The 22,629-nt window shown below is 65.1% G+C and carries 23 protein-coding genes; 5 read left to right on the top strand and 18 right to left on the bottom strand.

Going from position 1 to position 22,629, the window contains the following annotated elements:
- Positions 1–33: 33 nt before the first annotated feature.
- Entirely contained in the window at positions 34–1,170 is a 1,137-nt protein-coding gene (gene cydB, locus OKW26_RS35730; protein WP_429356554.1) for a cytochrome d ubiquinol oxidase subunit II, read from the top strand.
- A 36-nt stretch (positions 1,171–1,206) separates the two neighbouring features.
- The gene (cydX, locus tag OKW26_RS35725) at positions 1,207–1,323 is read left to right on the top strand and encodes a cytochrome bd-I oxidase subunit CydX (protein WP_429356553.1); all 117 of its coding nucleotides are present in this window, start codon (positions 1,207–1,209) and stop codon (positions 1,321–1,323) included.
- A 114-nt stretch (positions 1,324–1,437) separates the two neighbouring features.
- Here cydX and nagE read toward each other — a convergent pair whose 3' ends face one another.
- The 5 genes from nagE to OKW26_RS35700 form a co-directional block, all read right to left on the bottom strand.
- Entirely contained in the window at positions 1,438–3,252 is a 1,815-nt protein-coding gene (nagE, locus tag OKW26_RS35720) for an N-acetylglucosamine-specific PTS transporter subunit IIBC (protein WP_429356552.1), read from the bottom strand.
- Between the two features lie 132 nt (positions 3,253–3,384).
- Positions 3,385–5,964 (bottom strand): phosphoenolpyruvate--protein phosphotransferase, encoded by a 2,580-nt coding sequence (gene ptsP, locus OKW26_RS35715; protein WP_429357158.1) that lies wholly within the window; start codon positions 5,962–5,964, stop codon positions 3,385–3,387.
- A 38-nt stretch (positions 5,965–6,002) separates the two neighbouring features.
- Positions 6,003–7,019, bottom strand: coding sequence for an SIS domain-containing protein (locus OKW26_RS35710; RefSeq protein ID WP_187612619.1), 1,017 nt, complete (start codon positions 7,017–7,019; stop codon positions 6,003–6,005).
- Positions 7,003–8,106, bottom strand: coding sequence for an N-acetylglucosamine-6-phosphate deacetylase (gene nagA / locus OKW26_RS35705; RefSeq protein WP_090802908.1), 1,104 nt, complete (start codon positions 8,104–8,106; stop codon positions 7,003–7,005). Before nagA ends, OKW26_RS35710 begins: the two co-directional genes overlap by 17 nt.
- Positions 8,107–8,180: 74 nt before the next feature.
- The gene (locus OKW26_RS35700; protein ID WP_090802906.1) at positions 8,181–8,915 is read right to left on the bottom strand and encodes a GntR family transcriptional regulator; all 735 of its coding nucleotides are present in this window, start codon (positions 8,913–8,915) and stop codon (positions 8,181–8,183) included.
- Between the two features lie 366 nt (positions 8,916–9,281).
- Between OKW26_RS35700 and OKW26_RS35695 the strand changes: the two genes are divergently transcribed.
- On the top strand, positions 9,282–10,208 hold the full coding sequence (locus OKW26_RS35695) for a bifunctional helix-turn-helix transcriptional regulator/GNAT family N-acetyltransferase (protein ID WP_429356551.1): 927 nt from the start codon (positions 9,282–9,284) through the stop codon (positions 10,206–10,208).
- Positions 10,209–10,285: 77 nt separating this feature from the next.
- On the opposite strand, the gene OKW26_RS35690 is transcribed toward OKW26_RS35695, so the two are convergent.
- Positions 10,286–11,098, bottom strand: a complete 813-nt coding sequence (locus OKW26_RS35690; protein ID WP_429356550.1) for a MetQ/NlpA family ABC transporter substrate-binding protein — start codon at positions 11,096–11,098, stop codon at positions 10,286–10,288.
- A 270-nt stretch (positions 11,099–11,368) separates the two neighbouring features.
- Here OKW26_RS35690 and OKW26_RS35685 point away from each other — a divergent pair, with 270 nt between their 5' ends.
- On the top strand, positions 11,369–11,659 hold the full coding sequence (locus OKW26_RS35685) for a YciI family protein (RefSeq protein WP_018419317.1): 291 nt from the start codon (positions 11,369–11,371) through the stop codon (positions 11,657–11,659).
- 75 nt (positions 11,660–11,734) lie between these two features.
- On the opposite strand, the gene OKW26_RS35680 is transcribed toward OKW26_RS35685, so the two are convergent.
- From OKW26_RS35680 to OKW26_RS35660, 5 genes are read right to left on the bottom strand one after another with little or no spacing between them, the layout of a single operon-like run.
- A complete protein-coding gene (locus OKW26_RS35680; RefSeq protein WP_184062526.1) occupies positions 11,735–12,364 on the bottom strand; it encodes an SCO family protein in 630 nt (209 codons plus the stop codon).
- A gap of 4 nt (positions 12,365–12,368) precedes the next feature.
- The gene (cyoE, locus tag OKW26_RS35675; protein WP_429356549.1) at positions 12,369–13,274 is read right to left on the bottom strand and encodes a heme o synthase; all 906 of its coding nucleotides are present in this window, start codon (positions 13,272–13,274) and stop codon (positions 12,369–12,371) included.
- Between the two features lie 5 nt (positions 13,275–13,279).
- Positions 13,280–14,389: a COX15/CtaA family protein gene (locus OKW26_RS35670; RefSeq protein WP_184062530.1), complete on the bottom strand. Its 1,110-nt coding sequence runs from the start codon at positions 14,387–14,389 to the stop codon at positions 13,280–13,282.
- A gap of 22 nt (positions 14,390–14,411) precedes the next feature.
- On the bottom strand, positions 14,412–15,086 hold the full coding sequence (locus OKW26_RS35665; RefSeq protein ID WP_184066991.1) for an SCO family protein: 675 nt from the start codon (positions 15,084–15,086) through the stop codon (positions 14,412–14,414).
- A gap of 51 nt (positions 15,087–15,137) precedes the next feature.
- Positions 15,138–15,854: an SURF1 family protein gene (locus tag OKW26_RS35660; protein ID WP_429356548.1), complete on the bottom strand. Its 717-nt coding sequence runs from the start codon at positions 15,852–15,854 to the stop codon at positions 15,138–15,140.
- 111 nt (positions 15,855–15,965) lie between these two features.
- Here OKW26_RS35660 and OKW26_RS35655 point away from each other — a divergent pair, with 111 nt between their 5' ends.
- Positions 15,966–16,175: a twin transmembrane helix small protein gene (locus OKW26_RS35655; protein ID WP_008921867.1), complete on the top strand. Its 210-nt coding sequence runs from the start codon at positions 15,966–15,968 to the stop codon at positions 16,173–16,175.
- Positions 16,176–16,334: 159 nt separating this feature from the next.
- Here OKW26_RS35655 and OKW26_RS35650 read toward each other — a convergent pair whose 3' ends face one another.
- The 7 genes from OKW26_RS35650 to OKW26_RS35620 form a co-directional block, all read right to left on the bottom strand.
- Complete coding sequence (locus OKW26_RS35650) at positions 16,335–17,192, bottom strand: cytochrome c oxidase subunit 3 (RefSeq protein ID WP_184054018.1); 858 nt, start codon at positions 17,190–17,192, stop codon at positions 16,335–16,337.
- Between the two features lie 127 nt (positions 17,193–17,319).
- The gene (locus tag OKW26_RS35645) at positions 17,320–17,529 is read right to left on the bottom strand and encodes a DUF2970 domain-containing protein (RefSeq protein ID WP_184062536.1); all 210 of its coding nucleotides are present in this window, start codon (positions 17,527–17,529) and stop codon (positions 17,320–17,322) included.
- A gap of 50 nt (positions 17,530–17,579) precedes the next feature.
- Positions 17,580–18,218 (bottom strand): cytochrome c oxidase assembly protein, encoded by a 639-nt coding sequence (locus OKW26_RS35640; protein WP_429356547.1) that lies wholly within the window; start codon positions 18,216–18,218, stop codon positions 17,580–17,582.
- Between the two features lie 42 nt (positions 18,219–18,260).
- On the bottom strand, positions 18,261–18,395 hold the full coding sequence (locus tag OKW26_RS35635; RefSeq protein ID WP_018419308.1) for a cytochrome oxidase small assembly protein: 135 nt from the start codon (positions 18,393–18,395) through the stop codon (positions 18,261–18,263).
- 109 nt (positions 18,396–18,504) lie between these two features.
- On the bottom strand, positions 18,505–20,118 hold the full coding sequence (gene ctaD, locus OKW26_RS35630) for a cytochrome c oxidase subunit I (RefSeq protein ID WP_184062540.1): 1,614 nt from the start codon (positions 20,116–20,118) through the stop codon (positions 18,505–18,507).
- A 44-nt stretch (positions 20,119–20,162) separates the two neighbouring features.
- On the bottom strand, positions 20,163–21,815 hold the full coding sequence (gene coxB, locus OKW26_RS35625; protein ID WP_184062542.1) for a cytochrome c oxidase subunit II: 1,653 nt from the start codon (positions 21,813–21,815) through the stop codon (positions 20,163–20,165).
- A gap of 64 nt (positions 21,816–21,879) precedes the next feature.
- Positions 21,880–22,356 (bottom strand): DUF2244 domain-containing protein, encoded by a 477-nt coding sequence (locus tag OKW26_RS35620; protein WP_184026596.1) that lies wholly within the window; start codon positions 22,354–22,356, stop codon positions 21,880–21,882.
- Positions 22,357–22,629: the final 273 nt, after the last annotated feature.

The following is a 22,629-nucleotide window of genomic DNA, read 5'->3' as shown; positions in this document are numbered from 1 at the left end:
GCACCGCTGCACCGCCCCGGAGGAGAAACCCATATGGACTACGCAGTTCTCAGACTGATCTGGTGGGTGTTGATAGGTGTACTGCTGATCGTCTTCGCGCTCACCGACGGCTTCGACATGGGCGCAGCGATCCTGCTGCCGTTCATCGCCAACACTGACTCCGAGCGACGCATCGTCGTGAACACGGTCGGCGCGACGTGGGAAGGCAACCAGGTCTGGCTCGTGACCGCGGCCGCCGCGATGTTCGCCGCGTGGCCGCTCGCCTACGCGGCATCCTTCTCGGGATTCTACTTCGCGATGCTGCTCGTGCTGTTCGCGCTGTTCTTCCGTCCGGTCGGCTTCGACTATCGCGGCAAGCGCGAGGATCCGCGCTGGCGCAACGCGTGGGACTGGGGCCTCTTTATCGGCGGCTTCGTGCCGGCGCTGGTGTTCGGTGTCGCGTTCGGCAATCTGCTGCAAGGCGTGCCGTTCTCGTTCGATACCGATCTGCGCGTCACCTATCACGGCAGCTTCTTCGGCCTGCTCAATCCGTTCGCGCTGCTGACGGGACTCGTCAGCGTGTCGATGCTGGCCGCGCACGGCGCCGCGTTCGTCAAGTGGAAGACCGATGGGGTGGTTCACGAGCGCGCGTCGAAGGCGCTGCGGCTCGCGGCGCTGTGCACGGTGGTGCTGTTTCTCGTCGCGGGCGCGCTCGTCGCGACGATGATCGGCGGCTATCAGATCGTCGACGCGCCGCCGCTCGACGCCGTCTCCAATCCGTTGATGAAGACCGTGATCGGCGCGCCGGGTTTGTGGCTGAACAACTACGCGCTCTACCCGTGGATGGCGATTGCGCCGCTCGCGGGTCTCCTCGGCGGGGTGCTCGCGGTGCTGCTCGCGCGTTCGCGCTTCGAGGCGACGGCGTTTCTGTCGACGTCGTTGATGATCGTCGGCTTGATCTTGACCGCGGGCTTCTCGATGTTCCCGTTCATCATGCCATCGTCACTCGACGGCCGCAGCAGCCTGACCATGTGGGATTCCACGTCGAGCCGCCTGACGCTCGAGATCATGCTGTTCGCCGTCATCGTGTTCCTGCCGATCATCCTGCTCTATACGGGCTGGGTGTATCGCGTGATGCGCGGCAAGGTGACCGCCGCGGCGATCAAGGAAAACCACCATTCGATGTATTGACCGGCACGACGCTTCAACAGCAAACAGGAGTTGGCGATGTGGTATTTCAGCTGGATTCCCGGCGTTGGCGTCGCTCTGGCGTTCGGTGTCGTCAATGTGATGTGGCTCGAATCGCGCGAGGTGGCGCGCTCGGCAAAGCGAGGGACTCGCTAGGCGCCACGCTCTGGTCGTAAACGCGAAAGCGGCACCTTGGGACCAGGTGCCGCTTTTTTATTGGCGTGCTGCGATCGCCGTGCAACTCAACAGCGCTCGACAGCCATCAACCGATCACGCCGGCACCGGCGCCGCGCCCGCGCCGCCGCCTTGCGACGACAGGCGCTCGGCCAGCTTCTGCGCATAGCGCTGCGCGGCCTCGCCGACGACGATATGGAACGTGTCGGTCGACACCCACGCAGTATCGAGCGTCGCGAGGCGCTGACGATCGACCGCCGACGGATCGCGCACGACTACCCGCAGACGCGTCGCCGCGACCGCATCCAGCGACACCACGTTGCCCGCGCCGCCGAGCACGGCGAGCCAGCGCAGCGGATCGGGATCGAGCGGACCGCCTTGCGCGTCATCGGCGTGCCCAGCGTTTCGCGCGACCGGCGCGGCAGCGGTAGCCGCCGCGGCAGCAGCCGGCGCCGATACAGCAGCACCCGCCGCCTTCACCGCGTCGCCCTGACCCTGCGCGATCGCCGTACGCATCTCATCGGCGATGATGTCCGCCTCCGGTCCGATGATCACCTGCACGTTGTTCGTGCCGCGCTTGAGCACACCGCGCGCACCGATCGACTTCAGTTCGCTTTCCGAGACCTTCCCCGTATCGACCACAGACAGACGCAGACGCGTCGTGCACGCATCCACGACCGACAGATTCGCCGCGCCACCGAGCGCCGCGATATAGCGCTGCGCACGCGGCACGGCCGCACCAGCCGCCGGCGCGACGAAACCGCTCGCCGCGAACGACTCGACCTGCTCGTCGGCAGCGGCGGGCTCACGGCCCGGCGTCGCCATGTTGAACTTACGGATGAAGAAGCGGAACAGACCGTAGTACACGACCGAGTACACGATGCCGAGCGGAATCGCCCACCAGCCCTTCGTCGACAGACCGAAGTTCAGCACGTAGTCGATGAAGCCCGCCGAGAACGTGAAGCCGAGGTGAATCCCGAGCGCCGAGCAGATCGCGAGCGACAGACCCGTCAGAAGCGCGTGGATCGCATACAGCACCGGCGCGAGGAACATGAAGCTGAACTCGATCGGCTCGGTCACACCGGTCAGGAACGACGTGAGCGCCATCGAGAACAGCAGGCCGAACACCATCGCGCGACGCTCTTTCGGCGCCTCGTGATACATCGCGAGACATGCGGCCGGCAGGCCGAACATCATCACCGGGAAGAAGCCGGTCATGAAGGTGCCCGCGGTCGGATCGCCAGCGAAGAAGCGGTGCAGGTCGCCCGTGACGGGCGCACCGCCCGCCGGCGTGAAGGTGCCGAATACAAACCATGTCAGCGAGTTGAGGATGTGATGCAAGCCCGTGACGAGCAGCAGCCGGTTCAGCACGCCGAACACGAAGGCGCCGAGCGCGCCGGCCGTCGTGAGCCAGTGGCCGGCCACGTCGATCGCGTTCTGCACCGGCTCCCACACATGCCCGAATACGATGCCTAGCACCACGCAGACCACCCCTGTCACGATCGGCACGAAGCGTTTTCCACCGAAGAACGCCAGGTAGTCGGGCAGCTTGATGTCCTTGTAGCGGTTGTACAGCAGCCCCGCGACGATGCCCGCGATGATCCCCGACAGCACGCCCATGTTGAGCTTGTCGTTGATGTCCTTCATCACCGCGATCTGCACCAGATAGCCGATCGCGCCAGCCAGACCCGCGACGCCGTTGTTGTCTTTCGCGAAGCCGACCGCCACGCCGATCGCGAACAGGAGCGGCAGGTTGTCGAAGATCGCGCCGCCCGCATCGGCGATCATCTTGATGTTGAACACGTCGGGCTGGCCGAGCCGCAACAACAGGCCGGCCACCGGTAGCACCGCGATCGGCAGCATCAGCGCGCGTCCCAGGCGCTGAATCTTCAGAAACGGATTTCCATCCATCGGTATCTCCAATTTTGTCTCGTAGGGGTAGGTCTTGGTTGAGTGGTGCAGCTATACGGAGAATCGCGCCGCGCGTGAAGGCAGACGTGCTGCCGGGCGCACGGCGTGCGGGTTCTCAAATTCGTTAGTGTTTCAATCGAGGGGCCACGTGGCGCGGCTTGCGGCTCTGACCGCCTGCGCCGAGTCGAGCGCTAGCGCATCGCGGGCGCGCTGGCGACACAGCTGATAGTCGAGCGTGCGCACGCGTGCCTTGATGCCTGGCACGGAGACCGGATCGACCGACAGCTCGGTCACACCGAGGCCCACCAGCAGCGGCATCGCGAGCGGGTCGCCGGCGAGCGCGCCGCACACGCCGACCCATTTGCCGTGCTTCGCGGCACCTTCGACGGTCGCCGCGATCAGGCGCAGCACCGCCGGATGCAGGCCGTCCGCCTGCGCCGCCAGATCGGGCTGGCAGCGGTCCATCGCGAGCGTGTATTGGGTCAGGTCGTTGGTGCCGATCGACAGGAAATCGGCGTGCTGCGCGAGCTGATCGGCGAGCAATGCAGCCGACGGCACTTCGATCATCACGCCAACTTCGACCGGCTCCGATCTACCCGCTTCGCGTGCAAGCTCGTCGATACGCTTGCGGATGCGGATCAGTTCGCCCGCATCGGTGACCATCGGCAGCAGGATGCGCACGGCGCCGACCGGACGCACCGCGAGCAGGCCACGCAACTGGTCGTCGAGCAGATCGGGGCGCACCTGCGCGAGGCGCACGCCGCGCAGGCCGAGCGCGGGGTTCGGCTCGGGCGGCAGCGTCAGATAATCGACTTCCTTGTCCGCGCCGACGTCGAGCGTGCGGATGATCGCGGTGCGGCCGCGCAACGCATCGACGATCGCCTGATAGCTGTGGCGATGCTCGTCCGCGCTCGGCGCGGCCGGGCGGTGGATGAACAGCAGCTCGGTGCGCAGCAGGCCGACCGCGTCCGCGCCGTTGTCGACCGCGGCGTTCGCGTCGTCGAGTGTGGCGATGTTGGCGGCCACTTCGATCGCGCGGCCGTCGGAGGTCGCCGCTGCCTGCTGCGACGTGCGGCGATCCGCTTCGCGCACGTCGGCGAGGCGGGCGCGTTCGCGTCGCGCGCGTTCGACGTCGAGTTCGGTCGGCGCGAATTCGAGCCGGCCGGTGCTCGCGTTCACCACCACCTGAGTGCCCTCGGGTATCGCATGCAACGCGTCGCCGAGCGCGACCAGCGCCGGAATGCCCGCCTGACGCGCGAGAATCGCCGCGTGCGAGGTCGCGCCGCCGCGTGCCATCACGAGCGCGGTCACGCGCGTGCGATCGAGCGACGACAGATCCGACGGCGTGAATTCGTCGGCCGCGAGCACCGCCTCGTCCGGCAGGGTGCGAGCCGCGCTGCTCGTGTAGCCGAGCGCGCGCTGCACGCGCTTTTCGATGTCGCGCAGATCGGCGGCCCGCTCGGCGAGCAGTGCGTCCTCCACATTACTCAGGATGCCTACTTGCGCGCGGATCGCTTCGCGCCACGCAAAACCGGCGCTCTTGCCGAGGCTGATCAGATCGCGCGCGGCGTCGAGCAGTGTCGGATCTTCGAGCAGCACGCGATGCACCGCGAAAATCCCCGCCTCGCCCACCGAGCCGCGTTGCGACGCATCGCGCACGATCGTGTCGAGATCGGCGTCGACGGTCGCGATCGCCTTGTCGAGCAGACGGCTTTCCGCCGCCGACGTGCCGCTCGCCTGCTCCGGCGGCTCGAGATCCGCGTCGTCCCAGCGCACCAGCTTGCCGAGCGCGATGCCCGGCGCGGCGCACACGCCCGCGAGCGTGTTCGGCGCGAGCGGCTCGCCCGCGGCGTGCGCCGCAACGACTGCCGCCGGTGCGGCCGCTGGCCGCGCCGCTTTCTGTTCGCGCTTCGGTTCGACCTCGCCGTGCGCTTCGCGCGTCAGTTCGTCAGCGATTGCATCGACCGCCGCCTGCGCGTGCGGACCGACGCCGAGCAACTCGACGCTTGCGCCTTCGCCGGCACCGAGTCCAAGCAGACCCACCACGCTTTCGATCGGCGCCTTGCGCCCGTCGTAGCGCACCTCGACCCGTGCGTCGAAGCCGCGCGCCGCTTCGCGCGCCCGCGCCGCGGGCCGCGCATGCAGGCCGCCCGCGTGCGTCAGCGTGATCTGCCGGCGCGCTTCGTCCATCACCTGCGCGGCGCTCGCCTCGCGCACCGCGTCGTGGCTGACGCCCTCGCGCGCGCGCAGTACCAGCAGCGGCGTTTCGCCGGCCTTGACATGCCCGTTCGGCGCCCGCTCGATGACCTCGAACGCATCCGAATTCGCAATCGCGATCACCGAGACGAGGCTCGGCGCATTCAGCGCGATCTGATCCAGATCGAACTCGATCAGCACGTCACCGGCGCGCACCTGCGCGCCCTGCTCGACCATCGGCGCAAAACCCTTGCCATTCAGTCCGACGGTGTCGATACCGATATGCAGCAGAATCTGCGCGCCCTCGGCGCTCTCGAGCGTTACCGCGTGGCCGGTGCGCGCGAGATGCGTGACGACGCCGTCGCATGGCGCGACGAGCCGACCCTCGAGCGGATCGACGCCGATGCCGTCGCCGAACATGCCGCCCGAAAACACCGGGTCCGGCACCTTCGCGAGCGGCACGACCGGGCCGGTCAGCGGTGCAAGCAAAACAATGTGATTCTCGGAATGGCTCATCAGGTTGGACTTCTCGACACGTCGCATCGTCATTCTCGTCAGTGAGTTTCGGTGACTTTGTTGAGATGGCGAGGCGCGTCGGGATTGCGCCCGCGCGCGGCGGCAAGATCCGCGGCCATCACGTAAAAGGACAGGATGGCGGCGATCGGATCGAGCGCTGCGTGTGCGGTGGCGACGAGCGGCAGCGAGGCTTGCGTGACGTCATCGGGCGCCGCGAGCAGCACGCGCGCGCCGCGCGCGCTCATGTCGTGCGCGAGTTGCAGCAGACCCGCCTGCTCCGGGCCACGCGGCGCGAACACGAGCAGCGGATAGTCGCGGTCGATCAGCTCCATCGGACCATGACGCACTTCCGCGCTCGAAAACGCTTCGGCCTGGATGCCGGAAGTTTCCTTCAGCTTCAGCGCGGCTTCCTGCGCGATTGCGAGGCCAAGACCGCGGCCAATCACGATCATCCGTTCGATACCGCGCAACTCGTTCACGGCCATCGACCAGTCGAGCCGGCCCGCGCGTTCCAGCGCGTCGGGCAGCGTATTCAGTCCATCGAGCAACTCGGCGTCGTTCTGCCAATGCGCAACCAGCTGCGCGGAGATCGACAGCATGGCGATATAGCTCTTGGTCGCCGCGACGCTCAGCTCGGGACCGGCTACGAGCGGCAGATGCCATTCGCACGCGTCGGCGAGCGGCGAGCTCGGTGCGTTCACGGCGGCGACCGTCAATGCGCCGGCCGCGCGCAACGCGTTCATCGTGCCGACGAGGTCGGGGCTCTTGCCCGATTGCGAAAACGCGAGCGCAAGCTGGTCGCGCACCTGCAGCGGCGCCTGCTGCAGCGTCGCGACCGACATCGGCAGCGACGCGACCGGCACGCCGAGGCGGCTCATCGTCAGGGATGCAAAGTAGCTGGCGGCATGGTCCGAGCTACCGCGCGCGACGGTCAGCGCGACATGGCGCGGCTGTTGCGCGAGCTTCGCGGCGAGCGCCGCGACGCGCGAGGTGTCCTTGAGCTGCTCGGCTACTGTTGCGGCGGACGCGAGCGCTTCCTTAAGCATATTCGACAATGGCTTCTCCTTCGACGTAGGTCGCGCTCAGCGCCAGCTCGCGGTCGAATACGACCACGTCGGCCCACGCACCGCGCGCGATGCGGCCGCGGTCCTCGATGCCGAGATAGTCGGCGGCGTAGCGTGACAAACGGTGGGATACATCGGCGATCGGCAGGCCGATCGAGACGAGATTGCGCAGCGCCTGATCCATCGTCAGCGTGCTGCCCGCGAGCGTGCCGTCGGCCAGACGTACGCCGCCGAGGCACTTGGTTACGTGCTGGCTGCCGAGGCGGTATTCGCCGTCGGGCATGCCGGTGGCCGACGTGCTGTCCGTCACCACATAGAGGCGCGGAATCGCGCGCAGCGCGGTGCGGATCGCCCCCGGATGCACGTGCAGCAGGTCGGGAATGATTTCGGCGTATTCGGCGTGCGCAAGCGCAGCGCCCACGAGGCCAGGGTTGCGGTGATGCAGCGGCGACATCGCGTTGAACAGATGCGTGAAGCCGCACGCGCCGTGCTTGAGCGCGGCGACCGCGTCGTCGTAGGTGCCGAGCGAATGGCCGAGCTGCACGCGTACGCCGCGCGCCGCCATCTCCGAGATGATCTCCATGTGGCCGGCGATCTCGGGCGCCAGCGTGACGACGCGGATCGGCGCGATCGACAGATACCTGAGCACCTCGTCCAACACCGCCGATACCGCCGCGTCGGGCTGCGCGCCGAGCTTGCCGGGGTTGATGTACGGCCCTTCCAGATGCACGCCGAGCACGCGCGCGCAGCCCGGCGTGCGCACCCGCGTGACATTGCCGAGCCCGGCGACGACGTTCATCAGCTCGTCGCGCGGCGCGGTCATGGTCGTTGCGAGCAGGCTCGTGGTGCCGTAGCGCGCATGCGTGCGGGTGATCGTTTCGATCGCGTCGCCAGCTTCCATCACGTCGGCGCCGCCACCGCCATGCACGTGCAGATCGATGAAGCCGGGCAGGATGTACGGTGCGTCGTTCGTCGTCGGATCGACGCGCTCGCCGGACAGCGTCGTGATGCGGCCGTTTTCGTATTCGAGCGTGCCGTGGATCCACCCTTCGGTGGTAAGTATGTTTCCGGTCAGCATGAGTCTCTCTGGTGCGTGATACGTATGCGGCAAATGGCGTCCGCCGGACTTGCGGCCTGCGAGGGCCGCGCAGCTCAGGTGCGCAATTCAGCGACGAAGTCGTAGTAGTCGTCGCGGCAATAGGTGTCGGTCAGCTCGATTGCGCGTTGATCCGCGCAGTAGCCGATCCGGGTGATGACCAGCAGCGCGGTGCGCGGTTCGATGTCCATCAGCGCGGCGATTTCGCTCGACGCGTTGACTGCGCGGAAGTGCTGCAACGCGCGCACGACCGCCGCGCCGCGCTGCTCGAGATAGCTGTACAGCGAGTCGCCGATCACGAGCGGATCAGGCACGATCGCGACCGGCAGCGCCGAATGTTCGACCGCCATCACGATGCCGTCCGCGCGCCGCAGCCGCCGCAGGCTCGTGACGGCCGCGCCGGGTGACAAGCCGAGGCGCAGCAGCTCGTCGCGATTGGCGGCGCGCACGTCGCGTTCGAGCCAGACCGAATCGGGCCGGAAACCGCGCTGCTGCATCTTCTTCGTGAAGCCGGTGAGACGCGACAGCGGATCTTCGACGCGCGGCGTGATGAAGCTGCCCGCGCCGCGCGAGCGCCGGATCAGCCCCTGCTCGACCAGCAGTTCGATCGCCTTGCGCGCGGTGACGCGCGACACGCCAATCGCGTCGGACAGCGTACGCTCGGAAGGCAGCGCCTCGCCGGCCGACCAGACGCCGCAATGGATCGCCGTCGCAAGGTTGCGCGCGAGCTGCAGGTAGAGCGGCGTGACGTTGCGCACGTCAGGCATCAATGCGGACCAGCGAGTTTCCATGGGGCTCCAAGGACGCCGTGAGCAGTACAGCCCGGAAAATTGAGAGCCCATTATATAACCAACATAATACCAGTCAACGGACTGGTTCCATGCCGGCCCGGATCGCCGGAAAGCCTTGCTGAGTGCGGATCACAGCGGGATTCAAGGGCTCCGTCGGAGGGATTTGCAGCCCAGGGACTTTCCCGCATCGCACGCATTTAACGATACCAGCGAGTCGTTATCGGCTCCTGGTGGTATCAACAGCCCAAATAATCAATACCTATTTAATACCAGTTGGTGTCTCGCGGCGGTGGAGTGGCTTTGTAAATAAGGGTCGTGCCGATATAGTGCGCTGTACCGACCATAAAAAGTCCCGGGGAGCCGCCCTTGACAGATTCCGAGGCGCTGCGGCGCGCTCAGGCCGTCCGCCATTTCAATCGCTTCTATACCCAATGCATCGGTGCCCTGCACGAGCATCTGGCTCGAAGCGAGTTCTCGCTGACGGAAGTGCGCGTGCTGCACGAGCTATCGCGCGCCCGCGCGCAGACCGCGTCGGTGCTCGGGCGCGCACTCGGGCTCGATAGCGGCTATCTGAGCCGCCTGCTGAGCAGTTTCGAGCGACGCAAGCTGATCACCCGCCGTCCGTCCGACACCGACGCACGCCAGTCGCTGATCGCGCTCACCGAGCACGGCCACGCGATCTACGCGCCGCTCGACGCCGCCGCCATCCATGAAGCACTCGGCCTGCTCGACAGACTCAGCGCGCTATCGCAGGAGCAGTTGATCGCCGCGATGAAGCTGATCGAGCGCCTGCTCGGCGACAAGCCGAAGCACGAGCTCGTGGTGCTGCGTCAGCCGCGCGCCGGCGAATGTGGCTGGCTCGTGCATCGTCAGGCGCAGTGGTTCGCCGCGCAGTACGGCTGGGATCACACGTTCGAGGGCTTGCTCGCGCGCGTCGTCGCCGAGTACGCGCAGCGCAACGATCCGCTGCGCGAGAAGTGCTGGATCGCCGAACACGAGGGTCTGGTGGTCGGCTCGGTTTGCCTCGTCGGGGTCTCGACGACGGTCGCGGGCGTGCGCCTGCTGTGGGTCGAACCGGACGTGCGGAAGCTCGGCATCGGCACGCAGTTGCTCAGCGAATGCGTGCGCTTCGCGCGGCGCGCGGGCTACACGAAGCTCACGCTGACCACCGCGAGCGCATTGGCGGAGCCACGGCGGCTTTGCGAGCGCGCTGGGTTCGAGTTGGCCGGCAGCGCCGCGCAGCGCCGCTTCGGCCAGGATCTGACGATCGAAAGATGGGAGCTGGAACTATAAAAAAAGCACGCGCCTGTACGGCGCGTGCCTTTCCTGATGCCATGCGGCTGCGCTTGCGATCGCGCTGAACGCGTCGCTTAGAACGACGGCACCGTCGAACCCTTGAACTGCGTCTTGATGAACTGGCGCACGTCTTCCGACTGATACGCCGCGACCAGCTTCTTCACCCATGGCTGATCCTTGTCCTTCGCGCGCACGGCGATCAGGTTCGCGTACGGGCTGTGGATGTCTTCGAGCGCGATCGCGTCCTTGGTTGGCTGCAGGCCGGCGGCCAGCGCGAAGTTCGTATTGATGACGGCTGCGTCGACGTCGGCGAGCGAACGCGGCAGTTGCGCGGCGTCGAGCTCGACGAACCTGATCTTCTTCGGATTGTCGACGACATCGAGCGGCGTCGCGTTGTTGCCGCCCGTGGCCGCGCCGTCCTTCAGCTTGATCAGCCCTTGCGCCTGCAGCAACAGCAGCGCGCGATTTTCGTTCGACGGATCGTTCGGCACCGCGACCTTCGCGCCCTGCGGCAGGTCCTTCAACGACTTCAGCTTCTTCGAGTACGCGCCGAGCGGCGAGATGTACGTGAGGCCCGCGTTGACGAGCTTGTAGCCGCGCTGCTTGATCTGGCTATCGAGGTACGGCTGGTGCTGGAAGCTGTTGGCGTCGAGGTCGCCCGCGTCGAGCGCGGCGTTCGGCTGGATGTAGTCGTTGAACTCGACGACCTTCACGTTCAGGCCTTCGCGCTTCGCGACCTTGGTGACGACTTCCCAGATCTGCGCGTCCGGGCCGCCGATCGTGCCCACCTTGATGACCTTGTCGTCGGCGTGCGCGCCGAAGCTGGTCAGGATCGCCGCACCGGCGACGACTGCGGTGAGGGCTTTGAGGATATTTCTGCGCTGCATGCGATTCTCGCTGTTGCGGTTCGACGTTTGAGTCGATGGCTCCGATCGATGTCGGAGTCGGATGAAATGGGCGGCGCTCCGGTTCGTGCTGGCGCGCCGTCGGCCAAGCCCAAAATTGTTTCATATGGGCGGCAAGTTGGGAAATACCCTTACCGCATATGGTTATGCGGAGCGCAAGCGCAATGGCTAGCGCAACGCAAAACCCGCGGCTGACCGATAATCCAGAGCCGTAGCCGCGCACGGCCCACTCACCCGCCCCTGAGAACGACCATGTACGTGATCAACCTGATCTACACCGCCCCGCTCGATCGTATCGACGACGCGCTCGACGCGCATCGCGCGTTTCTCGCGGAGCAGTTCGACGCGGGCATCTTCGTCGCGGCCGGGCCGAAAGTGCCGCGCGACGGCGGCATCATCCTCGCGGTTCGTATCGAGCGCGACAGGCTGGATCGCATTCTCGCGAGCGATCCGTTCGCCCTGCAACAGCTCGCGCGCTACGAGGTGACGGAGTTCAAGACGACGCGTCTCGCGCCGGGGCTGAATTTGCCGATTCCGGTCTGAGCGCGAGTTGCGAAGAGGGGAGGGATGCGGGGAGGCGTGAGCGGCGCCACTTTAAAAAGCCGCCTGCGATGCGCGTCAATCGAGCAGCAGCTTGATGTCATGCACCCATGGTGTCGCGCCTTGGCCATCGCGCGCGAACAGACGCAGCTTGCCGTCCGTGTCGAACACATAGCTCGCGGCCGTGTGGTCCATCGTGTAGCTGTCGGGTGTCTTGCCCGGGACCTTCGCGTAGTACACGCGGAAGTCTTTCGCGACCTTCGCGAGCTGCTCTTCGCTGGCGGGACGCAAGCCCACGAAGCTCGGATTGAACGCCGGCACGTATTGCGCGAGCAACTGCGGCGTATCGCGCTCGGGGTCGACCGTGACGAACAGCACCTGCACGCGCTTCGCGTCCTCCGGACCGAGTTGCTGTAACGCCTGTGACAGCTCGGCCATCGTCGTCGGGCAGACGTCCGGGCAATGCGTATAGCCGAAGAACAGCACGACGACCTTGCCTTTGTAGTCGGCAAGCGTGCGGATCTTGCCGGACGTGTCGGGCAACGAGAAATCGCTGGCGAATTGCGTATTGCCGGTGATGTCGAGATTCGTAAAAGCCGGCGGCTGCTTGCCGCAACCCGTCATCAGCAATGTGCCGCCGAGCGTCGCGCCGAGCGCGCAAGCCATCACAGCGGCGCGCGCAATGCGCGCAAAGCGATTGTTGAGCATGGTGTTACGCGCCTATCACGACGCGCGCGTAGTGGTCGATCAGCAGCGCGGCGAACAGCAGCGACAGATAGACGATCGAATAACGGAAGGTTTTGCGCGCGAGCTCGTCCGAATACTCCCGGTAGATCTTCCACGCATAAGCGAGAAACACGGCGCCGAGCAGCACCGCCGACGCGAGATACACGACGCCGCTCATGCCGGAGATGAACGGCATCAGCGTGACCGCGAACAGGATGACCGTGTAGAGAAGGATATGCAGGCGCGTGTACTTTTCGCCGTGCGTGTTCGGCAGCATCGGCAGGCCGGCGTTTTCGTAGTCCTTGCGGCGATACAGCGCGAGCGCCCAGAAATGCGGCGGGGTCCACACGAAGATGATCAGCACGAGGATCCACGCGTCAGCGGGCACGTGGCCCGTTACCGCGGCCCAGCCGAGCGCGGGCGGCATCGCGCCCGACGCGCCGCCGATCACGATGTTCTGCGGCGTGGCTGGCTTCAGCAGCAGCGTATAGATAACCGCATAACCGACGAACGTGGCGAGCGTGAGCCACATGGTCAGCGCATTGGCGAACGTGTACAGCGTCCACATGCCGAGGCCGCCGAGCACGGCCGAGAACAGCAGGATCTGCGGGGTGGTGATTTCGCCGCGCGCGGACGGACGCCACGACGTGCGGCGCATTTTGGCGTCGATCTGCTGCTCGACGAGGCAGTTGATCGCGAACGCGGCGCCGGCCAGCAGCCAGATGCCGACCGTGCCGCCGATCAGTACGGTCCATGGCACCATGCCCGGCGTGGACAGGAACATGCCGATGACCGCGCAGAACACCGCAAGCTGCGTAACACGCGGCTTGGTCAGTGCGAGATATTGGGAGACCCGGCTGCCGGGCGTTTGGGAGAGTGTTGTGCTGTCCATGTGAGTCACGCTGGCGCGGCTTCGCGCGCAGGGAGCGCGGCGCGGCCGGGACGGCTATAAGCGACCCGAAAGTTTAACATAACGAGCAGCAGCAGCAGGATCGCGGCCCCGCCGTTATGGGCGACCGCAATCGGTAACGGCCATTGCAGCACGATGTTCGACAAGCCGGTGACGAACTGGATCAGCACCACCAGCAGCACGCCGTTGGCGGGTCGCCGCAGTGACTCGAAGCGGCGCATCTTCAACGCGAACCACACCAGATAGGCGATCACAGCGAACGCGAACGTGCGATGCGTCCAGTGAATCGCGACCAGCGCATCCTGCGTGATCATGTCTCCGTCGCCGGTCATGCCGAGCGCGCGCCACAGGTGGAAGCCGTGCGCGAAGTCCATCGGCGGAATCCATTGGCCGTTGCAGGTCGGGAAGTCGGTGCACGCGAGCACCGCGTAGTTCGTGCTGACCCAGCCACCGAGCGCGATTTGCAGTACCAGTAGCGCGAGACCCGCGAGCGCGGCCACGCGCCAGCGCGCGGCCTCGGGCTCGTAGGCCGGCAGCGGCGTCAAGCGCGCCGCGAGCCAGCCGAGCGTGCCGAGCAGCGCCAGGCCGAGCAGCAGATGCGTGGTCACGATGATCGGCTGCAGCCTCATGGTCACGGTCCACGCGCCGAACACGCCCTGCACGACGATCAGCAGCAGCAGCGAAGTCGGCCACCACGGCGACACATGCAGCGGACGACGCTTGATACGCGCCGTCCAGGCAATGATCGTCTGCGCGATGATCAGCACGCCGATCGCCATCGCGAAGTAGCGATGGATCATTTCGATCCACGCCTTCGTCATGCTGACGGGGCCGCTCGGCATCGCCTGATAGGCCGCGGAGATCGCCGCGTGCGCGATGAACGGCGACGACGTGCCGTAGCAGCCGGGCCAATCCGGGCAGCCGAGGCCCGAATCGGTGAGGCGCGTGAAGCCGCCGAACATCACGAGATCGAGCGTCAGGAAGGTGGTGAGCCAGACCAGCTTGCGGAATTTGTTGTCGTCGGCCTTGACCCACACGTAGGACAACGGCAGCAACGCGATACACAAGCCGATCAGGCCCAGTTGCAATACGAACATCTCATTTACCCAGGTTGCGGCGTCAGCCGATGGTCGACCATTTGAGCAGCTTGGTCAGGTCGCCTTTGATCTTGCTCGGGTTCGCGTCTTTCGGAAAACGCATCATCAGATTGCCGTTCGGATCGACCAGGTAGATGTGGTCGGTGATCCGCGTGCCGGTGTCGGCGGGCAGCCACGCGGCGACCTGCGCCGGATCGGCGATCAGCATGTCGGTGTTGGGGTAGGCGGTTTGTATCACGTCCGCGACCTTGTCTGCATCGGTGCGCAGCCACACTTCCATGACGCGCTCGCGTTCCGGGCCCTGAGCTGCGCGGATTTGTCGCATGAAGTAGAGCTTCGTCACGCAGGCTTGGTCGCACGCGCTGTTGTCCACCGAGATCATGAGCCAGCGGCCATGCAGCGAGGCGAGCTTCAGCGGCTTGCCGTCCGCGCCGGTGACCATGAGCGAGTCCGGGATCGGCCGTTGCGGCTCGATCAGCGCGCCGTAGTTCGTGCTGCCGCCGGTCGGCTTCACGACGAAGTACATGAAGTACGAGATCGCGATCGGCGCCGCGCAGATCACCGCGAGCAGCAGCAGCACCCAGCGGCCGCGCCGCCACGAGCCCGGGCCGTTCGGTTGGCCGGGCATCGCTTTGGCCGCGGCGGGTTTGCCGCTGGATTTGCCAGCTTCCGGCGAACGGGGAGTTTGAGTCGACACTACAGAACCTCTTTCAATGTTTGGACGGCGGCGAGCCGTGCCTTGCGTTCCTCACGCGCCCGGCGCGTGCTCTTTTTTGCCCGCGCGGCGCGCCGCATACAGACCGAAGGCGAGCGCGGCGGCGGCCATGCCCCACCACTGCAGCATGTAGCCGTAGTTGCGCTCGACGCCGGTGGTCGGTGCGGGCCAGTCGCGCACCAGGCCGTCGGGGGCATCGCCGGTCTGCTGGATCACGAACGATTGCAGCGGCAGCCCGGTCTCCGCGGCGTACGAGCCGACATCGAGATTCTGCCGGATCAGGCGATGCGCGGCCGATCCACCCTCGCCGAGCTCGAACGCGCGCGACGCGTCGGCACGCGCAATCCCTTCGATCTCGACCTCGCCCGGCGGCGTCGTGTACGGCGCGATGGTCTCGCGATTGCTCAGGTTGCGCGGCAGCCAGCCGCGATTGACGAGCACGTAGCCGCCGTCGGCGAGTTTAAAAGGCATCACGACGTAAAAGCCCGGCTGATCGTTATGCGGACGATTATCGAGGTACACGACCTTGTCCGTGACGAAACTGCCGCGCGCTTTCACGCGATGAAACTCGACGTCCTTCAGCGCGAGCGGCGCCGCGCTGACCGGCAACGCGGGCGCGTTCTCGAACTGCGTGATGCGCGCCTCGAGCGCTTCCTTCTGATGCGCGCGATCGCGCTGCCAGAAACCGAGCCGCATCGTCACGACGACGACCAGCAGGATCAGCAGCGCGGGAATCAGGCGAAACTTCATTGCTGGCGCTCCGGCATCGCGCTCAGGGCCGCCGGGAACCTGCGGCAGACGCCCGCTCGCGGTGCGATAATGAATGTCTTGCCACTGCGCTTTCCGGTTTCAGTTGGTTCCATGCACATTATCGTTCCCATCGCCTTTGCTCTCATCATCGCCAGCATGGTGTCGGCGCTGTATTTCATGATGCACGACAAAGGCAAGACCAAGCGGATGGTCTGGTCACTCGCCACGCGGGTGGGCCTGTCGATCTCGCTGTTCCTGTTCATCCTGTTCGCACACTGGATGGGCTGGATTCAGTCGACCGGGATTCCGTACGGGCGCTGACGCTCGCGGATAGGTCGCCGCCGCATCCCTTCAGCGGCAAATTTTCCTCGCCGCCAAACAAAACGCCGCCCTGAGAGGTCGAGGGCGGCGCTGCATTCAGCCTTGCATACTGCTCGTGCGCGCCGCCTGAACGGCGTTGCGCGCACGGATCTGGCCGCATTACAGCCAGTACACGACGACGTACAGCCCGAGCCACACGACGTCGACGAAGTGCCAGTACCAGGCCGCGCCTTCGAACGCGAAGTGATGTTCCGGCGTGAAGTGGCCGCGAATCAGGCGCACCAGCACAACGGAGAGCATCGTGCCGCCGAGGAACACGTGAAAGCCGTGGAAGCCGGTCAGCAGGAAGAACGTCGAACCGTAGATGCCCGAAGCCAGCGTCAGGTTCAGCTCGTTGTACGCGTGGAAGTATTCGAAGCCCTGCAGGAACAGGAAGCTCACGCCCAGCACGATTGTCGCCGCGAGCCACGCAATCGCCTTCTTGCGATGGTTGTCGCGCAGCGCATGGTGCGACACCGTCAGCGTCGCACCCGACGACAGCAGCAGCGCCGTGTTGATGGTCGGCACCGGCCACGGCTGCATCGACTTGTAGGTGCCCACGAGTTCGGCCGGGCCGTTGTTCGGCCACACCGCCGTGAAATCCGGCCAGATCAGTTTGTAGTCGAGGCTGCCGAGTTGATGCAGCGCGATTTCGCGGGCATAGAACAGCGCGCCGAAGAATGCGCCGAAGAACATCACTTCGGAGAATATGAACCAGCTCATGCTCCAGCGGTACGACCGGTCGACGTTCTTGCCGTACATGCCGCCTTCCGACTCGGCGATCGCGTCGCCGAACCAATGCCACAGCGTAAAGAGCAGCCACAGCAGACCGATGAGCACGCCAAGCGGCGCCCAGGTATGGTCGTTGATCCAGGCCGCAAGCGATCCGAGCATGACCAGCAACCCCGTAGCGGCGCTGATCGGATGCCGCGACGGATGCGGTACGAAATAGTACGGGCTCTCGTTTTGACCGCTCATTCTTGATTCTCCACTTCAGTCCAGTTGTTCCGGAATCTCCGGCTGTATCTTCGGCGGCGCGTCGATACCGCACCGCTTCTCTCTAATTCGTGGGCTCTTCTCTGCTGTGCTGTGCCCTGCTACTGCCTCAACCGACCACGAGGTGCACGACCAGAATCAGCACCCCGATCAGAACCGCCGCGCCGATCAGCGCCGCCACGATCACATGCAGCGGGTTCAGTTGCGTCGCGTCCGCCTCGAGATCGCGGCGCTTGCGCACGCCGAAAAACGACCAGAACACCGCGCGCATCGATTGACCGAAACTGCTCTTGCGCGGACTGCCGCCGTTATCGTTCATCTCGCTTCGTTTTCCTTCGTTCGTCCGCGGCTCGCGCCGTCAAATCTGCTTCAGGCCGGCTTCGCGGGAGTGGCTGCCGCGCTGGTCACTGCATCGTTCACTGCATTCGCCTTCGGCGCCGCATCATCCGCGCTAGCCGCCGCCGGCGTGTTCAACTCGAAAAACGTGTACGACAGCGTGATCGTCTTCACGTCCTTCGGCAACTTCGGGTCGACGACGAACACCACCGGCATCCGCTTCGTCTCGTTCGCGTTCAACGTCTGCTGCGTGAAGCAGAAACACTCGATCTTCCTGAAGTACTCGGTCGCCTGCTTCGGCGCGTAGCTCGGAATGGCCTGCGCACGGATAGTGCGCGACTGCTTGTTGCTGACGTCGTACATGACCGTCGTTATTTCGCCCGGATGCACGTCGAGACTGCGCTGCTCCGGCTTGAAACCCAACAGGCCCCGCGCGTTCGCATCGAATTCGATCGAAATCGTGCGGCTCATGTCGACCTGCGTATTCTTCGCCTCGCGCGCTGAAACGTCGCGCTGCACGAGGTTGTTCACGCCGGTGATCTGGCAGATCGCGCGATACATCGGCACCAGCGCGAAACCGAAACCGAACATCATCAACGCGACGACGAACAGCTTGATCAGCATCGAACGGTTGAAAGAGCGGTCGGCCTCGGCCGGCGGTTGCGTCGACATCTGAATCCTCAACAAACCTGCATACGGACTGCGAAGGCGGCGTTAGCTGAACCAGCACTGCTTCAGAATCGCGCTCGCGAAAAACACCGCGGCGATCGCGAACATCACCAACCCTATCCGCCTGTTGCCCGCGCGAATCTGCTCCGGCGTACGTCTTTCCTGTGGATTGCGCGTCATGCTCGACTTTCCGAGTACGGTTCTTGACTGGCGAGGCCGCCGCGCGAAGCGCCGGAGTCCGGTGGCGGCATGTCGCGCCGCCGGAACCCGGCACCTCGCCGGGATAGGCTTACTCGACGGTCGGCGGATGCTCGAACGTGTGGAACGGAGCCGGGCTCGGCACGGTCCACTCGAGGCCCGTTGCGCCGTCCCATGGCTTGTCGCCCGCCTCGACGAGCTCACCACCGCCACGGTAGGCCGGCAGCGCCACCGCGAACAGGAAGTACACCTGTGACAGACCAAAGCCGAACGCGCCGATCGAGATCACCTGGTTCCAGTCGGTGAACTGCGCCGGGTAGTCGGCATAACGACGCGGCATGCCAGCGAGACCGACGAAGTGCATCGGCAGGAACGCGAGGTTGAAGAAGAACATCGACGCCCAGAAGTGGATCTTGCCGCGCGTTTCGTTGTACATCCAGCCGGTCCACTTCGGCGACCAGTAGTACCAGCCGGCGAACAGCGCGAACAGCGACCCCGCCACCAGCACGTAGTGGAAGTGCGCGACCACGAAATAAGTGCCGTGATACTGGATGTCGAGCGGCGCCATGGCGAGCATCAGACCCGACAGGCCACCGAACGTGAACACGATCAGGAAGCCGACCGCGAACAGCATCGGCGTTTCGAAGGACAGCGAACCGCGCCACATCGTCGCGACCCAGTTGAACACCTTCACGCCGGTCGGCACCGCGATCAGCATCGTCGCGTACATGAAGAACAGCTGCCCCGTGACCGGCATGCCGGTCACGAACATGTGGTGCGCCCAGACCATGAACGACAGGATCGCGATCGATGCCGTTGCGTACACCATCGAGCTATAGCCGAACAGCGGCTTGCGCGAAAACGCCGGGATCACCTGCGAGACGATCCCGAACGCCGGCAAGATCATGATGTACACCTCGGGGTGCCCGAAGAACCAGAAGATGTGCTGGTACATGACCGGGTCGCCGCCGCCTGCCGCATTGAAGAACGACGTGCCGAAGTGACGGTCGAACAGCACCATCGTGATCGCGCCCGCCAGAACTGGCATCACGGCGATCAGCAGGTACGCGGTGATCAGCCAGGTCCAGACGAACATCGGCATCTTCATCAGCGTGAGGCCCGGCGCGCGCATGTTCAGGATCGTCACGACGATGTTGATACCGCCCATGATCGACGACGCACCCATCAGGTGGAGCGCGAAAATCGCGAAGTCCATGCCCGGGCCCATCTGCGTGGACAGCGGTGTGTACAGCGTCCAGCCCGCGGCGGTTGCGCCGCCCGGTGCGAAGAACGAGCCGACCAGCAGCACAGCGGCGACCGGCAGCAGCCAGAAGCTGAAGTTGTTCATCCGCGCGAAAGCCATGTCCGATGCGCCGATCTGCAGCGGCACCATCCAGTTCGCGAAGCCGACGAACGCCGGCATGATCGCGCCGAACACCATGATCAGCCCGTGCATGGTGGTCAACTGGTTGAAGAACTCGGGACGCATGATCTGCAGACCCGGCTCGAACAGCTCGGCACGGATCATCAGCGCCATCACGCCCCCGGACAGGAACATGGTGAACGAGAAGATCAGATACAGCGTACCGATGTCCTTGTGGTTGGTTGCGAACAGCCAACGACGCCAGCCGTGCGGCGTTTCGTGGGCATGGTCGCCGTGCACGTGCTCGTGGCCCGCGACTACATCGTGTCCGATGCTAGACATGACAATCTCCTAAAGCGAATTCTGCGGTGCTGACCATGAACACGTCAGGCTGCCGGGCTGATCTGAACGCGCCGGGCTTCCTTCGCGTCGGTGCCGCCGGTGATCGTTTCCGGCTTCTTCAAAAGAATATGATCGTCGGCAATGCCGGCGGCTTTCAGCGCGTCGCGAACGGCTTCGGCACGACTCTTCGCGAGCTTCGCGTTGACGTCGGCGGAGCCGGTTGCGTCGGTGAAGCCCGACAGCGTGAATTTCGCGTCCGGATGCGCCTTCGCGTAGGCCGCGGCCGCGTCGACCGCCGCTTTCGCGTCGGCCGGCAGCGTGCTCTTGCCGGTCTCGAAGTAGATGCTCGCCGGCAGCGCGGCCTCTGCGCTGTTCGAAGCAGCCGCGCCAGCCTCGTTGCCCGATGCGGCCGGTGCGGACGCCGCTTCTGCGCCCGACGCTGCTTGCGCGCCCGATGCCGCAACGGCGCCGCTCGCGGCAGCACCGGCGTTGGCCAGATGATCGCCGCCTTCCGGCAGCTTGCCGTTGCGCGCGTCGGCGACCTGCTTCGGCTGCAGGATGTCGCCCGTGTGGTTGCCCCACGAGTTACGTTCGTACGTGATCACCGCGGCGATTTCGACGTCGTCCAGCGTCGGCGCCCACGAAGGCATCGCGTTCTTGCCCTTCAACACGAGGCTCACGTGCTGCCCGATCGGACCGTTGGCGATCTTGCTGCCGTCGAGCGCCGGGAATGCGCCCGCGCCCTTGCCGGTCGGCTGGTGGCAGACCGCGCAGTTCGACGCGTAGACCTTGCCGCCGCGTTCCATCAGTTCGGCCATCGTGTAGGTCTTGTTCGGATCGTCCTGGCCGGCGGCCATTTTCTTCTTCTCCTCGTCGACCCACTTCGCGTAGTCGTCGGCAGACAGCACCTCGACGACGACCGGCATGAACGCGTGTTCCTTGCCGCACAGTTCGGTACAGAAGCCGCGGAACGTACCGGTGCGGTTGGCCTTGAACCACGTGTCGCGCACGAAGCCGGGAATCGCGTCCTGCTTGACGCCGAAGGCCGGCACGTACCAGGAGTGGACCACGTCGTTCGCGGTGGTGATGATGCGGATTTTCTTGTCGACCGGCACCACGAGCGGGTTGTCGACTTCCTGCAGATACAGCGTGGAGATCGGCTCACGGCCCTCGGTTTGCGCGCGCGGCGTGGCGAGCGTGGACAGGAAGCCGATGCCCTCGCCCGGACCCTTCACGTAGTCGTAGCCCCACTTCCACTGGTAGCCGGTGACCTTGATCGTGAGGTCGGCGTTCGAGGTGTCCTTCATCGCGACGACGGCCTTGGTGGCGGGCAGCGCCATCAGCACCACGATGACGAACGGCACGATTGTCCAGATGATTTCGACGGTGGTGCTTTCGTGGAAATTGGCTGCGTTGTGGCCTTTCGATTTGCGGTGCGCGAAGATCGAATAGAACATCACGCCGAACACACCGATGAAGATCACGGTGCACAGTCCCAGCATGAACATGTGGAGGCTGAACAGCTCCTCAGCGATTCTCGTTGCAGGCGGCTGGAGATTGATCGCGTTGACGGCAGGGCCGCCCGGAGCATCGCCCACTGCCAGGGCGGCACCGGCGAAAAGCAGTCCGCTCGTCGCCAGCACGCTCATGAGCGCTCGCTTGATTGTTTTCATAGCTTCCTTACCCAAATTTTCCATTCAAACCCCTCGACCCCGCTGGCAGCGTGTCGCGCCCCCTTGAACGCCGCGCGTCCGGCACCATCTAACAACGTGCCAGCCACATACGTAGTTCGCCTGCGAACTGCGCGCGCCGATTCTGCGCGAGGTGTTGCCCGATCATGATCGTCTGCCCGCGCGAGACCAGCTTGATCTGATCGCGCGGCGTTGCGCCCGGCTCTATCCGCACCCAGCGCGGATTGAATTCGAATTGCGTAATCTGCTCGGCGCTGACCTGCTCGATCACGAGCCGGTTCGGAAACAACCGGATGCGCTCGTAATCGACAGCATGACGCGCATATATTGCAAACGCGATACCTACGGCCAGCAATTCGATTCCGGTGAACGGCAACACCAGCCAGGCGCCGACCAGAACCAGCATGAATGCAATTGCCAACGAAAACAACGCAAGCGACACGTACAGACAGACGAACTGCCGCGGCGATATCGAACAGTTGCGCTTCATGGTCCAGTCCCTGAGGACCGGTTCTGAATCCGCCAGCAGATGATCTGATGCGCCCATCGCTGCCTCCTGCGAATCGTCGAGTCCGGCCTGCCTTCTTTTACTTCCGGATGCATCTCGCGGCCGCCGTTCGAGTCACTGTTTCCAGCATCACTCGCGAGCGCGCCAACCCCTACCGCATCACTTCATTTTGCAGCCCCGCGCCTCGGGCTTGCCACCCCAAATGTGGGAACCTCGGGTGACAAACTGACGCATTATAGGCGTGATCCATAGCATCGACAAGCAAGCCCCAATCGGCCCACAAGCCAGGCGCGACAAGCCTTCGCGCCATTT

The sequence above is a fragment of the Paraburkholderia sp. 32 genome, from assembly GCF_050435345.1.
GTDB lineage: Bacteria > Pseudomonadota > Gammaproteobacteria > Burkholderiales > Burkholderiaceae > Paraburkholderia > Paraburkholderia tuberum.
This window is presented reverse-complemented; position numbering and strand designations above follow the sequence as displayed.

Coding starts and splice junctions, on each gene's coding strand:
- coxB (WP_184062542.1), bottom strand. CDS start 21,815: ATGGAAAATTTGGGTAAGGAAGCTATGAAAACAATCAAGCGAGCGCTC.
- OKW26_RS35635 (WP_018419308.1), bottom strand. CDS start 18,395: ATGACGCGCAATCCACAGGAAAGACGTACGCCGGAGCAGATTCGCGCG.
- OKW26_RS35650 (WP_184054018.1), bottom strand. CDS start 17,192: ATGAGCGGTCAAAACGAGAGCCCGTACTATTTCGTACCGCATCCGTCG.
- OKW26_RS35690 (WP_429356550.1), bottom strand. CDS start 11,098: ATGCAGCGCAGAAATATCCTCAAAGCCCTCACCGCAGTCGTCGCCGGT.
- OKW26_RS35640 (WP_429356547.1), bottom strand. CDS start 18,218: ATGTCGACGCAACCGCCGGCCGAGGCCGACCGCTCTTTCAACCGTTCG.
- cydX (WP_429356553.1), top strand. CDS start 1,207: ATGTGGTATTTCAGCTGGATTCCCGGCGTTGGCGTCGCTCTGGCGTTC.
- ptsP (WP_429357158.1), bottom strand. CDS start 5,964: ATGAGCCATTCCGAGAATCACATTGTTTTGCTTGCACCGCTGACCGGC.
- OKW26_RS35685 (WP_018419317.1), top strand. CDS start 11,369: ATGTACGTGATCAACCTGATCTACACCGCCCCGCTCGATCGTATCGAC.
- OKW26_RS35620 (WP_184026596.1), bottom strand. CDS start 22,356: ATGGGCGCATCAGATCATCTGCTGGCGGATTCAGAACCGGTCCTCAGG.
- cydB (WP_429356554.1), top strand. CDS start 34: ATGGACTACGCAGTTCTCAGACTGATCTGGTGGGTGTTGATAGGTGTA.
- OKW26_RS35655 (WP_008921867.1), top strand. CDS start 15,966: ATGCACATTATCGTTCCCATCGCCTTTGCTCTCATCATCGCCAGCATG.
- nagA (WP_090802908.1), bottom strand. CDS start 8,106: ATGCTGACCGGAAACATACTTACCACCGAAGGGTGGATCCACGGCACG.
- nagE (WP_429356552.1), bottom strand. CDS start 3,252: ATGGATGGAAATCCGTTTCTGAAGATTCAGCGCCTGGGACGCGCGCTG.
- OKW26_RS35680 (WP_184062526.1), bottom strand. CDS start 12,364: ATGCTCAACAATCGCTTTGCGCGCATTGCGCGCGCCGCTGTGATGGCT.
- OKW26_RS35670 (WP_184062530.1), bottom strand. CDS start 14,389: ATGTTCGTATTGCAACTGGGCCTGATCGGCTTGTGTATCGCGTTGCTG.
- ctaD (WP_184062540.1), bottom strand. CDS start 20,118: ATGTCTAGCATCGGACACGATGTAGTCGCGGGCCACGAGCACGTGCAC.
- OKW26_RS35645 (WP_184062536.1), bottom strand. CDS start 17,529: ATGAACGATAACGGCGGCAGTCCGCGCAAGAGCAGTTTCGGTCAATCG.
- OKW26_RS35700 (WP_090802906.1), bottom strand. CDS start 8,915: ATGGAAACTCGCTGGTCCGCATTGATGCCTGACGTGCGCAACGTCACG.
- cyoE (WP_429356549.1), bottom strand. CDS start 13,274: ATGGACAGCACAACACTCTCCCAAACGCCCGGCAGCCGGGTCTCCCAA.
- OKW26_RS35660 (WP_429356548.1), bottom strand. CDS start 15,854: ATGAAGTTTCGCCTGATTCCCGCGCTGCTGATCCTGCTGGTCGTCGTC.